The organism is Escherichia sp. MOD1-EC5189 (assembly GCF_002966045.1).
GTDB classification, from domain to species: Bacteria; Pseudomonadota; Gammaproteobacteria; order Enterobacterales; family Enterobacteriaceae; genus Escherichia; species Escherichia coli_F.
On sequence record NZ_PTRX01000049.1, the window covers coordinates 1 to 14,148 of the forward strand.

The window sequence follows — 14,148 nt, forward strand, 5'->3', positions numbered from 1 at the left end:
TTTCTCTTCAACCGAACCGGCTGTTTGTGTGAAGTGATTCACATCCGCCGTGTCGATGGAGGCGCATTATAGGGAGTTCTCCGCAGGCCGCAATAGAAAAATTGCAGAAAAATGACTGACTGCTGCATTCCCCAGCAAAACCCCGCTTTATACCTTTTTACGCACAGAGTTATCCACAATCGTTACCGTGATTTCTATATTTTTCCCACGGTAACCACAGTCAAAATTGTGATCGCTATTGAAAGAGAAAAATTCGCGAGCGTTGCGCAAACGTTTTCGTTACAATGCGGGCGAAAAATAAGGATGCCCCGTTAGGGGCGTTAGCTGAGTTTTTCGCGAAAAATTCAGCTAACGCTCTCTGTAATAGTCAAATCCAGGGGATTTACCATGCAACAACGTCGTCCAGTCCGCCGCGCTCTGCTCAGTGTTTCTGACAAAGCCGGTATCGTCGAATTCGCCCAGGCACTTTCCGCACGCGGTGTGGAGCTGCTGTCTACAGGGGGCACTGCCCGTCTGTTAGCAGAAAAAGGTCTGCCGGTAACCGAAGTTTCCGATTACACCGGTTTCCCGGAGATGATGGATGGACGCGTGAAGACCCTGCATCCGAAAGTGCATGGTGGCATTCTGGGCCGTCGCGGCCAGGACGATGCCATTATGGAAGAACATCAGATCCAACCTATCGATATGGTAGTTGTTAACCTCTATCCGTTCGCCCAGACCGTTGCCCGTGAAGGCTGCTCGCTGGAAGATGCGGTTGAGAACATCGATATCGGTGGTCCAACGATGGTGCGCTCCGCCGCCAAGAACCATAAAGATGTCGCAATCGTGGTGAAGAGCAGCGACTACGACGCCATTATTAAAGAGATGGATGCCAACGAAGGATCGCTGACGCTTGCAACCCGTTTCGATCTCGCTATCAAAGCCTTCGAACACACCGCCGCCTACGACAGCATGATTGCCAACTACTTCGGCAGCATGGTTCCGGCTTATCACGGTGAAAGCAAAGAGGCCGCCGGTCGCTTCCCGCGTACGCTGAACCTGAACTTCATTAAGAAGCAGGATATGCGCTACGGCGAGAACAGCCACCAGCAGGCTGCCTTCTATATAGAAGAGAATGTGAAAGAAGCCTCCGTTGCCACCGCAACCCAGGTTCAGGGTAAAGCCCTCTCTTATAACAACATCGCCGATACCGATGCGGCGCTGGAGTGCGTGAAAGAGTTCGCCGAGCCAGCATGTGTGATTGTGAAGCACGCCAACCCTTGCGGTGTGGCTATCGGCAATTCCATTCTTGATGCTTACGATCGCGCGTATAAAACCGACCCCACCTCGGCGTTCGGCGGCATTATCGCCTTTAACCGCGAGCTGGATGCTGAAACCGCACAGGCCATCATTTCTCGTCAGTTTGTCGAAGTGATTATTGCGCCGTCCGCCAGCGAAGAAGCGTTGAAAATCACCGCCGCTAAACAGAACGTACGTGTCCTGACATGTGGTCAGTGGGCCGAGCGTGTTCCAGGCCTTGATTTCAAACGCGTGAACGGCGGTCTGCTGGTTCAGGATCGCGATCTGGGCATGGTCGGCGCGGAAGAACTGCGCGTCGTCACCAAACGTCAGCCGACTGAACAGGAGCTGCGTGATGCGCTGTTCTGCTGGAAGGTGGCGAAGTTCGTGAAATCTAACGCCATTGTCTACGCCAAAAACAATATGACCATCGGTATTGGCGCAGGCCAGATGAGCCGCGTGTACTCCGCGAAAATCGCCGGTATTAAAGCTGCCGATGAAGGCCTGGAAGTGAAAGGTTCGTCAATGGCTTCTGACGCGTTCTTCCCGTTCCGCGACGGTATTGATGCCGCCGCCGCTGCGGGCGTGACCTGCGTAATCCAGCCTGGCGGTTCTATCCGTGATGACGAAGTGATTGCCGCCGCCGACGAGCACGGTATTGCGATGCTCTTCACCGACATGCGCCACTTCCGCCATTAATGGAGCGACAGATGAAAGTATTAGTGATTGGTAACGGCGGGCGCGAGCACGCGCTGGCCTGGAAAGCGGCACAGTCGCCGCTGGTTGAGACTGTTTTTGTTGCTCCGGGTAACGCAGGCACTGCGCTGGAGCCTGCACTGCAAAACGTTGCTATCGGCGTGACCGATATCCCGGCACTGCTGGATTTCGCGCAAAATGAAAAGGTAGATTTAACCATCGTCGGCCCGGAAGCACCGCTGGTGAAAGGCGTGGTCGATACCTTCCGCGCCGCCGGGCTGAAAATCTTCGGCCCAACCGCAGGTGCCGCGCAACTTGAAGGCTCAAAAGCGTTTACCAAAGATTTCCTGGCCCGCCATAAGATCCCTACGGCGGAATACCAGAACTTCACCGAGGTCGAACCTGCGCTGGCGTATCTGCGTGAAAAAGGCGCGCCCATCGTTATTAAAGCTGACGGTCTGGCTGCCGGGAAAGGCGTTATCGTGGCGATGACGCTGGAAGAAGCGGAAGCGGCTGTTCACGATATGCTGGCGGGCAACGCTTTTGGCGACGCGGGTCATCGCATCGTTATCGAAGAGTTCCTCGATGGCGAAGAAGCGAGCTTTATCGTGATGGTGGACGGCGAGCATGTGCTGCCGATGGCCACCAGTCAGGACCACAAACGCGTAGGTGATAAAGATACCGGGCCGAACACGGGCGGGATGGGCGCTTACTCCCCTGCGCCAGTGGTGACCGATGAAGTTCATCAGCGCACCATGGAACGTATCATCTGGCCAACCGTGAAAGGCATGGCGGCGGAAGGCAACACCTACACCGGTTTTCTCTACGCGGGCCTGATGATCGACAAACAGGGCAATCCGAAGGTTATCGAATTTAACTGCCGCTTTGGCGATCCGGAAACCCAGCCGATTATGCTACGCATGAAGTCCGATCTGGTTGAGCTTTGCCTGGCGGCCTGTGAAGGTACGCTTGACGAGAAAACGTCCGAGTGGGATGAACGCGCTTCTCTCGGCGTGGTGATGGCTGCGGGTGGATATCCGGGCGATTACCGCACCGGCGATGTGATCCACGGCCTGCCGCTGGAAGAAGCGTCTGACGGCAAAGTGTTCCACGCGGGCACAAAACTGGCGGATGACGAGCAGGTGGTAACCAGCGGCGGGCGCGTACTGTGCGTCACCGCGCTGGGTCATACCGTGGCAGAAGCGCAGAAACGCGCTTATGCCTTAATGACCGATATCCATTGGGACGACTGCTTCTGCCGGAAAGATATCGGCTGGCGCGCCATCGAACGCGAGCAGAACTAACGCGACAGTTTTGCCAATAGCGTTTTGCGCGTAATCCCTAACTGACGGGCTGCTTCGGTTTTGTTGCCGCCCGTTTTCTCCAGCGCCGCCAGAATCACTTCTTTTTCGACTTCCACCAGCGGCTGAATATCCTGACTTTGCACCAGCGGGATCGGCGTACTGGCAATCGCCAGCGGCAGCTCGCGTTCGGAAATATATTCCCCGGTCAGCAGCACCACCGCCCGTTCCACCGCGTTTTCCAGTTCACGAATATTTCCCGGCCAGTCGTAGTGAATCAGCAGATCCATCGCCTGGGGAGTAAACCCTTTTACCGCCTTGCGATTGCGTTCGGCAAACCGCTGCAGAAAATGGTTAGCCAGCAGAGGAATATCTTCCCGCCGTTGTCGCAGCGAAGGTACTTCAATCGCCACCACATTCAGGCGATAGTAGAGATCCTGACGAAAACGCCCGGCCTTTACCTCAGCGGCAAGATCGCGATGAGTCGCCGCAATCATCCGGACATCAACCGAGATAGTCTGATTGCTACCGACACGCTGGACTTCGCGCTCCTGAATCGCACGCAGCAGACGAACCTGCATCATCGGCGAGATATCGCCAATTTCATCGAGAAACAGCGTGCCGCCGTCCGCCTCAACAAAGCGCCCTTCCCGCCGTTTGTCGGCTCCGGTAAACGCCCCTTTTTCGTGACCGAACAATTCAGATTCCAGTAAGGATTCGTTGAGTGCCGCACAGTTGAGCGTCACCAGCGGCTTTTCACTCCGTGCACTACTGGCGTGAATCGCCCTGGCGACCAGCTCTTTACCGGTGCCGGAATCGCCGTGGATCAGCACCGTGGCTTCCGATGGCGCGACGAGGGCAATTTCACTGAGCAGGTGCTGCATCGCCGGGCTTTTACCGACCATACCGAACTGGCTGGCAGACACCGCAGGCGTTTCAGCATCAACACTGTGCGTATGCGCAAGCGCCTTTTCCAGGGTTGCCTGCAGGTTATCGAAATCCAGCGGCTTGATGAGATAATCCAGCGCCCCGGTTTTCAACGCCTCTACCGCCGTCTCGACGCTGGAGTACGCGGTCATAATCAGTACCGGAATTGCCGGATTTAACGCTTTGATCTCTTTCAGCGTGGCGATGCCATCCATCTCTGCCATTCGCACATCACAAAGCACAAGATCAAAAACCTGTTCCCGCACTTGCTCCAGCGCTTGTCGCCCGCTGTTCGCCAGCGCGACGTTATAGCCCCAGCCGCGCAGCAATGCCTGCAAGATAGTGCAGTGGCTAATGTCATCATCCACCACCAGAATATCGATATTATCGTGCGTCATCCTTGTGGGTCCTTACGCGTAATATTGACCGGAAGCCAGAGGGTGAACGTTGCACCTTTCCCCTCCTGGCTTACGACCTGAATTGTACCACCGTGTTGTTCAACAATATTATGCACAACCGCCAGCCCCAGTCCGGTGCCTTCGGCTTTGGTGGTGAAGTACGGGGTGAAGATAGCTTCAAGCTGATCCGCCGCAATTCCCTTACCGCTGTCGGTTACGCTTATTTTAACGCCTGCGCTGCTTTCGCTGGCCGTCACGCTAATCACGCCATGCTGACCAATAGCCTGAATAGCATTGAGATAGAGATTCAACAGGACCTGAGTCAGTCGGTCCGGATCGGCCTGTATCTCCGGCAATGCGTCGTTGGCGGTAAAGCGTAATTGGATCTCCCTACTGTTTGCATCCTGGCTTACCAGTTGTAATGAGTGGTTAATCAGCGTGTTGAGATCCACCGCCTGCAAAGCCAGATGCGTTGGCTTAACCAGCTCCAGCAGCTCGCTTACCACGCGGTTTAAACGGTCGGCTTCTTTCGCCATCACCTGCGCCAATTGATGTGCTTCTCCTCCTGCTGGTGCGCGTTCGGCAAAATATTTCGCCAGCCCTTTAATCGAGGAAAGCGGGTTACGGATTTCATGGGCGACGCCTGCGGCCAGATGTCCCAGCGCCACCAGCTTCTCTTTGCGCTTCATTTCATCCTGTAACAGCTGGCGCGAGCGAAGATAGCGGCGATACCAGAAGAATGACAACACGCTTGCCAGCAAGACCGTCGCCAGGGCGAAGAGGATAATCAGGGTGTTTCTCTGCTCACGCTCTTCGGTACTCACAATGTTACTGGCGTCGAAAGCGATAAAAATTGCTTGTGGTGTCGCGGCATACTGCTGCATATGGCGCATCCGGTGCATTCCAGCAGCAAACATCGGTTGAAACTGGCGATAAATTTCCAGAACAGGCTCGCCGTCTGCGCTATCGATCCGCCGCCACGCTTCTTCGTCTCCCGGATGTAACTGCTGCATTTCCTGCGGGGAATAAAGCTGTTTTCCCACCATGCCGGAGTTGCTATGCATCACGATTGTTCCTTGTTCATCCGTGACCGCAAACCAACGCACTCCTGGCTGCCCAGCCATTTCTTCCAGTAAAGCCTGCTGCTGCGCATGATGCATGCGCATCCCCATACCGACGCGCGAGCCGGATTCGAGAGCGCGGATAAGTACACTGCCTTTTTCCAGCAGAGTTTGTCTGGCGGCGGCAGTCTCGCGCCCATAATCGCGAATCACGGTCACCGCAAACAACCCCACCAGTCCAACAATGACTACGGGAAGGATCGCGCTTAACCATTTTGCTAAGGCATCTTTTGATCGCTGCATAAAACGCATCTTCTTCTTTGCCTGTTCATCCCTTTTTGACAGCAGAAATCATGCCATCTTTTATTAGCACTTACCCTGCGCTTTAACACAAAGGCTTAAGTTTCAATGAGTAAAAATGACTCGCTACACACAGCAGGCGAGTCATTTTTACTCGTTTATCATGTCATATTGCCCGTCATATCAGCGTTTCGCCGTTGGCACGAAAGATGCAATACCCGAAGTAAGACAACCACTGGAGGATTAACCATGAAACGGAACACGAAAATTGCCCTGGTGATGATGGCGCTTTCAGCAATGGCGATGGGATCGACATCTGCATTTGCTCACGGCGGACACGGTATGTGGCAGCAAAATGCCGCGCCTTTGACCAGCGAACAACAGACAGCGTGGCAGAAAATCCATAATGACTTTTACGCTCAAAGCAGCGCACTGCAACAGCAACTGGTGACGAAGCGTTATGAATACAATGCCCTGTTAGCCGCGAACCCACCGGATAGCAGCAAAATTAACGCGGTCGCCAAAGAGATGGAGAATTTGCGTCAGTCGTTAGATGAATTACGGGTGAAACGAGATATTGCGATGGCTGAAGCGGGTATTCCGCGCGGTACCGGAATGGGTTACGGCGGCTGCGGTGGTGGCGGTCATATGGGTATGGGCCACTGGTAAATCAGAACGTTTTCTCATTGGGTTGCCAGCGACAGAAATCAGAGTTTGCCACTAACAGTAATTGCGAACCTTCGGGCGCTTCCAGCCATGCCACGCTGACATCAACAGAAGAACGGCTCTGGCGGCGCTCGATATGCGCTATCGCCTGCGAATCTAAATCAGGTTTAATGGTTTGCCCTTCGCAGGTGGTCACGGTCTGTTCCATCGCATGCCAGCGCCCCTGGCGCAGCACGACTCTCCCCTGACGTAAGGCATCGCTAATCTGGCGGATCTGGTCAGCTCGATAACGGTATAAATCGATTTGGTCGTTAGAAAGCTGCTGCTTTTCCCCATCGGATTCACGTTGCATAAAGCTCAGATCGCCGCGATCGTCAAAACGCGCGCGAATGTTCACCGGCGGTTTGCTGTAAACATTGATATTGATGAGCGTGAGGTTATCGCCCTGCCAGCGATACTCTCGCGTCGTGGTATCGCCACTGCGCCACGGGCTAAACACGGCAAGCAGATGCACATTATCGCCGCTGTCTTTTCGCCAGATACGTACCGCGCCCTGATCTTCAGCAAATCCACTGGCGGTAAAGGGAGGAAGTGAAGAGTTGTGACTACAGGCAGTTAGAAACAGAGCGCCCGCCAGCATCAATGATCGACGCCAGAAAGACAAAAGGGGTGAAACCACCCCTTCGTTAAAACTGTTCACTGCCACGCAATCTTACTTAACTGCGTCTTTCAGTGCCTTGCCAGAAACAAATGCCGGCACGTTAGCTGCGGCAATTTTGATTTCTTTACCGGTCTGCGGGTTGCGGCCAGTACGCTCAGCGCGGTGGTTCACTTTGAAGGTACCGAAACCAACCAGTTGTACAGCATCGCCTTCTTTCAGAGACTCAGTAATTGCAGCCAGAGTGGACTCCAGAGCAGCTTTAGCCTGGGTTTTGGACAGTTCTGCTTTCTCTGCAATTACATCAATCAGTTGAGTCTTGTTCATAAGTTATCCTTACAATGTGTTTATCGCTTGCTAAGCATCGAGTGCGACGGAAATGCCAGAATAGCACTCTCCTGCATACACGCACCGATAGCCACTTTTTTTCGCCCCCCAAATGTAGACCAGACGGGGGGCGAAAGGGAAGACTCCAGGTATGACAAATCAGGCGTTAAATCACGTTTTCTGGTCTTATTGCTGAAAAATTATACCAATATTGCTCTCGCCCGCCTCACGCAGGTCTGCCCTAAGGCCTTTTATCAGCTCGATATCGCGTTCTTCGCACTCAGCTAAAAGTCGGAATATTTCCCACTGAATGTCCCACTCTTGCTCTACAGCTGGGTTTTCTTTGAGCTCTTCATCGCTCATTTCACGGCCAGCCTGAGTCATTTCCAGCATCGCCACGGTCGTGATGGAGGTCTTACTCACTTCTACCGCGTGTTCGAGCGTTTCGCCACTCAAACGCGAATGGACCAGTTCACTTAACGCCACGCAAGCATCGATTGCTGGATAAACGCCATACAGATCGAAATCGTCCGCTGAAGGAATCGCTTCTTCAAATTTCTCCAGTTGGCTATCGAAATTCACTTTTGCGTCTTTGACGGTCAGTGTTTCCCAGATGAGATCGAGAATGCGGCGGTAAATTTGCCCATCACCAAAACCGGTTTGCTGGCAGAACATGGCGTAATTGGGGTACATGCGTTCGCATAAGCAAGCCATGAAAGTGACGTGCTGCCAGCTTTCCAGGCGCTCCAGACGCAGATGAATTGGGTTTTGTAACATGTTGAGTTCTCAAATACGGAAATTATCCGCAGTTTACCTGAATTAGGGCTGATTTGCTGTATAGCGCACGAACGCCGGACGTTCCGAAGCCACCGCGTCTGCCCAGCGCGTTGGCTCCGGCAGACGATAGCCTTTCATGCAGCGTTGTACCCAGGCCAGCGCACTATCCATGCTGACACGATGGCCAGTTGCGATAAATAGCGGGTTACAGCGCGCTTTACTGCGCCAGACCCAGGCCAGCTGCTCGCCTTTATCCATCAACGGTGCCAGCGCGCCCGGTTCGCTGGAGAGCAGCTCGAATTTACCGCATAACCGCTTTTTCGCTACGCCAATGGTCGGTACGTCCACTAATAAGCCAAAATGGCTGGCAACGCCAAGACGGCGCGGATGCGAGATCCCATGACCATCGACAAACACTAAATCCGGCTTTTGCGACAGCATCTCCCACGCTGCCAGCAGCGCAGGATATTCGCGGAAGGAAAGAAAACCTGGAATGTAAGGCATGGTGGTGGCGATGCGTGCCACTTTATACTCCACCAGCTCAAGAGAGGGGTATTTCAGCAGCACCATCGCCGCTCGCGTCACTTCTCCGCCCTGCTCAAACCCGACATCGGCTCCGGCGATCAGATCCGGCGGATCTTTATCAAGTCGATCCTCACGGATCACAGAAGAAGCCAGTTCGATTTGTTGAGCGCGTAATGACGCGAGATCCATAATCGCTCCTTAGAGCCTGGTCCACCAGGCGTAATTGTTGAAGGCAGTTTGAGGCCGGACAGCGCGGAAAAACCGGAGCGTACACGTAGTACGTGAGGATTTTGAGCACTGCCCGGCCTCAAAATGGCAAATAAAATAGCCTGATGGACCAGGCTCTTAGCGGTGATACTGTTCAGACAGGCGATGCACAGCCTCCACAAACACGCCAGCATGTTCTGGCGGCACATCCTGATGAATGCCGTGACCAAGGTTAAAGACATGACCTTCGCCGTGACCGAAACCTGCAAGTATAGTCGCGACTTCTTCTTCAATGCGGGCAGGTGGCGCGTACAGCATCGACGGATCCATATTACCCTGCAGCGCGACTTTATTGCCCACGCGGCGGCGCGCATCGGCGATATCCGTTGTCCAGTCGAGGCCCAGCGCATCGCAACCCGTTTCCGCCATAGCTTCCAGCCACTGTCCACCGCCTTTGGTAAACAGGGTGACCGGTACACGGCGACCGTCGTTTTCACGCAGTAAACCATCAACTATTTTATGCATGTAATAGAGCGAAAACTGTTGATAATCGCGCCCGGTGAGCACGCCGCCCCAGGTATCGAAGATCATCACGGCCTGAGCACCAGCTTTAATTTGCGCATTCAGATACAAAGTGACGCTTTTCGCCAGTTTATCGAGCAGAGCGTGCAGCGCCTGTGGATCGGCATACATCATCTTTTTGATCACGGTGAACGCTTTGCTGCTGCCACCTTCCACCATATAGGTCGCCAGCGTCCACGGGCTGCCGGAAAAACCAATCAGCGGCACTTCGCCTTTCAGTTCGCGGCGAATAGTACGCACCGCGTTCATCACGTAACCCAGCTCATCTTCCGGGTCCGGAATTGGCAGTTTATCAACGTCAGCTTTGCAGGTGACTGGAGAGGTAAAACGTGGACCTTCTCCGGCTTCAAAATAGAGCCCTAACCCCATCGCGTCCGGCACGGTGAGGATATCGGAAAAGAGGATTGCCGCATCCAGCGGATAGCGACGCAGCGGTTGCAAAGTCACTTCGCACGCCAGCTCTGCATTTTTGCACAGCGACATAAAATCGCCCGCCTGGGCGCGCGTGGCTTTATATTCCGGTAGATAGCGACCCGCCTGGCGCATCATCCATACTGGAGTGACATCAACGGGCTGGCGCAGCAGCGCCCGCAGATAACGATCGTTTTTGAGTTCGGTCATTTTGGCTGTTCCTTAGTGCGTCAGGCGGTCAGTGTATCATCACTCATACTCTGCCCGACACATCGCCACCGTATCTTCTATCAGACGGCGCGCCACGGTGCCGGGCGGCGGAAGTAACGGTAAATCATCGTAGCGATACCAGTTCGCCTCGAGCAGCTCTTTCGGATCAATCACGATGTCGCCGCTGTCATATTCCGCCATAAATGCGGTCATCAGCGACTGGGGAAACGGCCACGGCTGGGAAGTCACGTACCGCAAGTTTTTAACTTTAATTCCGCTCTCTTCCATCACTTCCCGCGCGACCGCCTGCTCGAGGGTTTCGCCCACTTCGACGAATCCGGCAAGAACCGTATGGACACCGTTACGATGGCGGGTATGCTGGGCGAGGAGGATCGAATCATCGCGACGGATGGCAACAATAATGCAGGGGGCGATTTGCGGGTAGTAACGCTCACGGCAATGGCTGCACAGCATCGCCCATTCGGTTTTGCTCGGATACATTTCATGCCCGCAGTAACCACAGTATTTATGCGATCGGTAAAACTCCGCCAGTTGCACGCCACGTCCGGCCAGTTGAAACAGCCCAACATCGAGATCAATGACCTGACGTACCGACCCCATATCGTGACGCCGCTGCTGTTGTACTAACCAAACAGGTTCCCCCTGCCATTCGCCGATTTGTAGTGCGCGCTGACCCACAAGATCGAAATTTGCCGCTTCGCCATATGGCAATTCTCCCTTCGGCAACCATAATTTTTGTTCATGGCTGACGACCCACCAGCCGTGATCTAATTTTTCAATTATACGATCCATAGCTCTTGCACTACCTTTGCATCACTGGCATGTTTAACATGGTTTTTACATTTCTCACTGAGCAGTTTTTGAATACAAACTTGCGGAGTCAATCATGCTTAACCAGCTCGATAACCTGACGGAGCGCGTCAGAGGAAGTAACAAACTGGTTGATCGCTGGCTACATGTACGTAAGCATCTGCTCGTGGCTTACTACAATCTGGTTGGCATTAAGCCTGGCAAAGAATCGTACATGAGGCTAAACGAAAAAGCCCTTGATGATTTTTGTCAGAGCCTGGTCGATTACTTGTCTGCCGGACATTTCAGTATTTATGAGCGCATTCTTCATAAACTGGAAGGCAATGGGCAACTCGCACGCGCCGCGAAGATTTGGCCACAACTCGAAGCCAATACCCAACAGATTATGGATTACTACGATTCCAGCCTGGAAACCGCTATCGATCATGATAATTACCTTGAGTTTCAACAGGTTTTATCTGACATCGGCGAGGCCCTGGAAGCGCGCTTTGTGCTGGAAGATAAGCTGATTCTGCTGGTGCTTGACGCCGCCCGCGTCAAACATCCTGCTTGAGTTCTGCGCTGTTAACGCGTAATTTACATTCAACGCCCCGTTTGCGGGGCTAATTTCTTGTCGGAGTGCCTTAACTGGCTGAGACCGTTTATTCGGGATCCGCGGAACCTGATCAGGCTAATACCTGCGAAGGGAACAAGAGTTAATCTGCTATCGCATCGCCTTTGCGGCGATCGTCTCTTGCTTCATCCGTCGTCTGACAAGCCACGTCCTTAACTTTTTGGAATGAGCTATGTCTGCAACAAAACTGACCCGCCGCGAACAACGCGCCCAGGCCCAACATTTTATTGACACCCTGGAAGGCACCGCCTTTCCGAACTCAAAACGCATTTACATCACTGGCACACAACCCGGCGTGCGCGTGCCGATGCGTGAGATCCAGCTTAGCCCGACGCTAATCGGCGGTAGCAAAGAACAGCCGCAGTACGAAGAAAACGAAGCGATTCCCGTCTACGACACCTCCGGTCCGTATGGCGATCCACAGATCGCCATTAACGTGCAGCAAGGACTGGCAAAACTACGCCAGCCGTGGATCGATGCACGCGGCGATACCGAAGAACTTACCGTGCGCAGTTCCGATTACACTAAAGCACGGCTGGCAGATGATGGCCTCGACGAGCTGCGTTTTAGCGACGTATTAACCCCAAAACGCGCCAAAGCAGGACGCCGCGTCACCCAACTGCACTACGCCCGCCGGGGCATCATCACGCCCGAAATGGAATTCATCGCCATTCGCGAGAATATGGGTCGCGAGCGCATACGTAGCGAAGTTTTGCGCCACCAGCATCCGGGAATGAGCTTTGGCGCACGTCTGCCGGAAAATATCACCGCGGAATTTGTCCGTGATGAAGTTGCTGCCGGACGTGCCATTATCCCGGCCAACATTAATCATCCGGAATCGGAGCCGATGATTATTGGTCGCAACTTTCTGGTGAAGGTTAACGCCAATATCGGCAACTCGGCAGTCACCTCTTCCATCGAAGAAGAAGTGGAAAAGCTGGTATGGTCTACGCGCTGGGGGGCGGATACGGTGATGGATCTCTCCACCGGTCGCTATATTCACGAAACCCGCGAGTGGATTTTGCGTAACAGCCCGGTGCCGATCGGTACAGTGCCGATCTACCAGGCGCTGGAGAAGGTTAATGGGATCGCTGAAGATCTTACCTGGGAAGCGTTCCGGGACACGCTGCTGGAACAGGCCGAGCAAGGTGTGGATTACTTCACTATCCATGCGGGCGTGCTACTGCGCTACGTGCCGATGACCGCGAAACGCCTGACCGGTATCGTCTCTCGCGGCGGTTCGATTATGGCGAAATGGTGCCTCTCCCATCATCAGGAAAATTTCCTCTATCAACACTTCCGCGAAATTTGTGAAATCTGTGCCGCTTATGATGTTTCGTTGTCGCTGGGCGACGGCCTGCGCCCTGGTTCTATACAGGACGCCAACGATGAAGCGCAGTTTGCCGAGCTACATACGCTGGGCGAACTGACCAAAATCGCCTGGGAATATGACGTGCAGGTGATGATTGAAGGTCCAGGCCACGTGCCGATGCAGATGATCCGCCGCAATATGACCGAGGAGTTAGAGCACTGCCACGAAGCTCCGTTCTATACCCTCGGGCCGCTAACTACTGATATTGCGCCGGGTTATGACCACTTCACATCGGGGATTGGCGCGGCGATGATTGGTTGGTTTGGCTGCGCGATGCTCTGTTACGTAACGCCAAAAGAGCATCTGGGTCTACCTAATAAAGAAGATGTTAAGCAGGGGCTTATCACCTATAAGATTGCCGCCCACGCTGCCGACCTGGCGAAAGGGCATCCGGGCGCGCAAATTCGCGATAACGCCATGTCGAAAGCCCGCTTCGAATTTCGCTGGGAAGACCAGTTTAATCTGGCCCTCGACCCGTTTACCGCCCGCGCTTATCACGATGAAACCCTGCCACAAGAGTCCGGTAAAGTCGCCCATTTTTGCTCCATGTGTGGGCCGAAATTCTGCTCGATGAAAATCAGCCAGGAAGTGCGTGACTATGCCGCCGCGCAAACCATTGAAGTGGGAATGGCGGATATGTCGGAGAACTTCCGTGCCAGTGGTGGAGAAATATACCTGCGTAAGGAGGAAGCGTGATGTATCAGCCTGATTTTCCTCACGTACCTTTTCGTTTAGGACTGTACCCGGTAGTGGACAGCGTACAGTGGATCGAACGTCTGTTGGATGCAGGCGTGCGTACTCTCCAGCTGCGCATCAAAGATCGGCGCGATGAAGAGGTGGAAGCCGATGTCGTAGCAGCAATTGCGCTGGGCCGCCGCTATAACGCACGGCTGTTTATCAACGATTACTGGCAGCTGGCGATTAAGCATCAGGCGTATGGCGTCCATCTGGGACAGGAAGATTTGCAAACCACCGATCTCAGCGCCATCCGCGCGGCGGGCCTGCGGC

14 protein-coding genes and 1 riboswitch are annotated in these 14,148 nt (G+C 54.0%); of the genes, 6 read left to right on the forward strand and 8 right to left on the reverse strand.

The annotated features are described in order from the left end of the window. The first annotated feature begins 387 nt into the window (after nt 1-387). Together purH and purD are read left to right on the forward strand one after the other, a co-directional pair. The gene (purH, locus tag ATB02_RS24450) at nt 388-1,977 is read left to right on the forward strand and encodes a bifunctional phosphoribosylaminoimidazolecarboxamide formyltransferase/IMP cyclohydrolase (protein ID WP_046082256.1); all 1,590 of its coding nucleotides are present in this window, start codon (nt 388-390) and stop codon (nt 1,975-1,977) included. 11 nt (nt 1,978-1,988) lie between these two features. Further along, nucleotides 1,989-3,278 carry a phosphoribosylamine--glycine ligase gene (gene purD / locus ATB02_RS24455; protein ID WP_105272356.1) on the forward strand — a complete coding sequence of 430 codons (1,290 nt, stop codon included), beginning with the start codon at nt 1,989-1,991 and terminating at the stop codon, nt 3,276-3,278. On the opposite strand, the gene zraR is transcribed toward purD, so the two are convergent. Continuing rightward, complete coding sequence (gene zraR, locus ATB02_RS24460) at nt 3,275-4,600, reverse strand: sigma-54-dependent response regulator transcription factor ZraR (protein ID WP_105272357.1); 1,326 nt, start codon at nt 4,598-4,600, stop codon at nt 3,275-3,277. The genes purD and zraR overlap by 4 nt on opposite strands. Next, nucleotides 4,597-5,973, reverse strand: coding sequence for a two-component system sensor histidine kinase ZraS (gene zraS, locus ATB02_RS24465; protein WP_105272358.1), 1,377 nt, complete (start codon nt 5,971-5,973; stop codon nt 4,597-4,599). Before zraS ends, zraR begins: the two co-directional genes overlap by 4 nt. Nucleotides 5,974-6,210: 237 nt before the next feature. Between zraS and zraP the strand changes: the two genes are divergently transcribed. After that, nucleotides 6,211-6,630, forward strand: coding sequence for a zinc resistance sensor/chaperone ZraP (gene zraP, locus ATB02_RS24475; RefSeq protein ID WP_001296714.1), 420 nt, complete (start codon nt 6,211-6,213; stop codon nt 6,628-6,630). A 1-nt stretch (nt 6,631) separates the two neighbouring features. Here the strand turns inward: zraP and ATB02_RS24480 are convergent, their stop codons facing one another. The 6 genes from ATB02_RS24480 to nudC all read right to left on the reverse strand — a co-directional run bounded on the left by ATB02_RS24480 (nt 6,632) and on the right by nudC (nt 11,137). Next, nucleotides 6,632-7,327, reverse strand: coding sequence for a DUF1481 domain-containing protein (locus ATB02_RS24480; RefSeq protein ID WP_001300651.1), 696 nt, complete (start codon nt 7,325-7,327; stop codon nt 6,632-6,634). A gap of 12 nt (nt 7,328-7,339) precedes the next feature. After that, nucleotides 7,340-7,612: a nucleoid-associated protein HU-alpha gene (hupA, locus tag ATB02_RS24485; RefSeq protein WP_001044513.1), complete on the reverse strand. Its 273-nt coding sequence runs from the start codon at nt 7,610-7,612 to the stop codon at nt 7,340-7,342. Between the two features lie 186 nt (nt 7,613-7,798). After that, complete coding sequence (locus ATB02_RS24490) at nt 7,799-8,389, reverse strand: YjaG family protein (protein WP_000940106.1); 591 nt, start codon at nt 8,387-8,389, stop codon at nt 7,799-7,801. A 42-nt stretch (nt 8,390-8,431) separates the two neighbouring features. After that, nucleotides 8,432-9,103, reverse strand: a complete 672-nt coding sequence (gene nfi, locus ATB02_RS24495) for a deoxyribonuclease V (RefSeq protein ID WP_105272359.1) — start codon at nt 9,101-9,103, stop codon at nt 8,432-8,434. Nucleotides 9,104-9,259: 156 nt separating this feature from the next. Next, complete coding sequence (gene hemE, locus ATB02_RS24505) at nt 9,260-10,324, reverse strand: uroporphyrinogen decarboxylase (RefSeq protein WP_000137657.1); 1,065 nt, start codon at nt 10,322-10,324, stop codon at nt 9,260-9,262. A gap of 39 nt (nt 10,325-10,363) precedes the next feature. Further along, nucleotides 10,364-11,137, reverse strand: a complete 774-nt coding sequence (gene nudC, locus ATB02_RS24510; RefSeq protein ID WP_000373940.1) for an NAD(+) diphosphatase — start codon at nt 11,135-11,137, stop codon at nt 10,364-10,366. A gap of 94 nt (nt 11,138-11,231) precedes the next feature. Here nudC and rsd point away from each other — a divergent pair, with 94 nt between their 5' ends. From rsd to ATB02_RS24525, 3 genes are all read left to right on the forward strand, one after another. Next, a complete protein-coding gene (gene rsd / locus ATB02_RS24515) occupies nt 11,232-11,708 on the forward strand; it encodes a sigma D regulator (RefSeq protein WP_000934302.1) in 477 nt (158 codons plus the stop codon). A 51-nt stretch (nt 11,709-11,759) separates the two neighbouring features. Next, nucleotides 11,760-11,860: riboswitch (TPP riboswitch) on the forward strand. 80 nt (nt 11,861-11,940) lie between these two features. After that, nucleotides 11,941-13,836, forward strand: coding sequence for a phosphomethylpyrimidine synthase ThiC (thiC, locus tag ATB02_RS24520; RefSeq protein WP_105272360.1), 1,896 nt, complete (start codon nt 11,941-11,943; stop codon nt 13,834-13,836). Then, the coding region (locus ATB02_RS24525; RefSeq protein ID WP_198600596.1) for a thiamine phosphate synthase at nt 13,836-14,148 on the forward strand (313 nt) is incomplete at its 3' end. The genes thiC and ATB02_RS24525, both read left to right, overlap by 1 nt.

Coding starts and splice junctions, on each gene's coding strand:
- hupA (WP_001044513.1), bottom strand. CDS start 7,612: ATGAACAAGACTCAACTGATTGATGTAATTGCAGAGAAAGCAGAACTG.
- zraR (WP_105272357.1), bottom strand. CDS start 4,600: ATGACGCACGATAATATCGATATTCTGGTGGTGGATGATGACATTAGC.
- thiC (WP_105272360.1), top strand. CDS start 11,941: ATGTCTGCAACAAAACTGACCCGCCGCGAACAACGCGCCCAGGCCCAA.
- hemE (WP_000137657.1), bottom strand. CDS start 10,324: ATGACCGAACTCAAAAACGATCGTTATCTGCGGGCGCTGCTGCGCCAG.
- purH (WP_046082256.1), top strand. CDS start 388: ATGCAACAACGTCGTCCAGTCCGCCGCGCTCTGCTCAGTGTTTCTGAC.
- nfi (WP_105272359.1), bottom strand. CDS start 9,103: ATGGATCTCGCGTCATTACGCGCTCAACAAATCGAACTGGCTTCTTCT.
- nudC (WP_000373940.1), bottom strand. CDS start 11,137: ATGGATCGTATAATTGAAAAATTAGATCACGGCTGGTGGGTCGTCAGC.
- rsd (WP_000934302.1), top strand. CDS start 11,232: ATGCTTAACCAGCTCGATAACCTGACGGAGCGCGTCAGAGGAAGTAAC.
- zraP (WP_001296714.1), top strand. CDS start 6,211: ATGAAACGGAACACGAAAATTGCCCTGGTGATGATGGCGCTTTCAGCA.
- ATB02_RS24490 (WP_000940106.1), bottom strand. CDS start 8,389: ATGTTACAAAACCCAATTCATCTGCGTCTGGAGCGCCTGGAAAGCTGG.
- purD (WP_105272356.1), top strand. CDS start 1,989: ATGAAAGTATTAGTGATTGGTAACGGCGGGCGCGAGCACGCGCTGGCC.
- zraS (WP_105272358.1), bottom strand. CDS start 5,973: ATGCGTTTTATGCAGCGATCAAAAGATGCCTTAGCAAAATGGTTAAGC.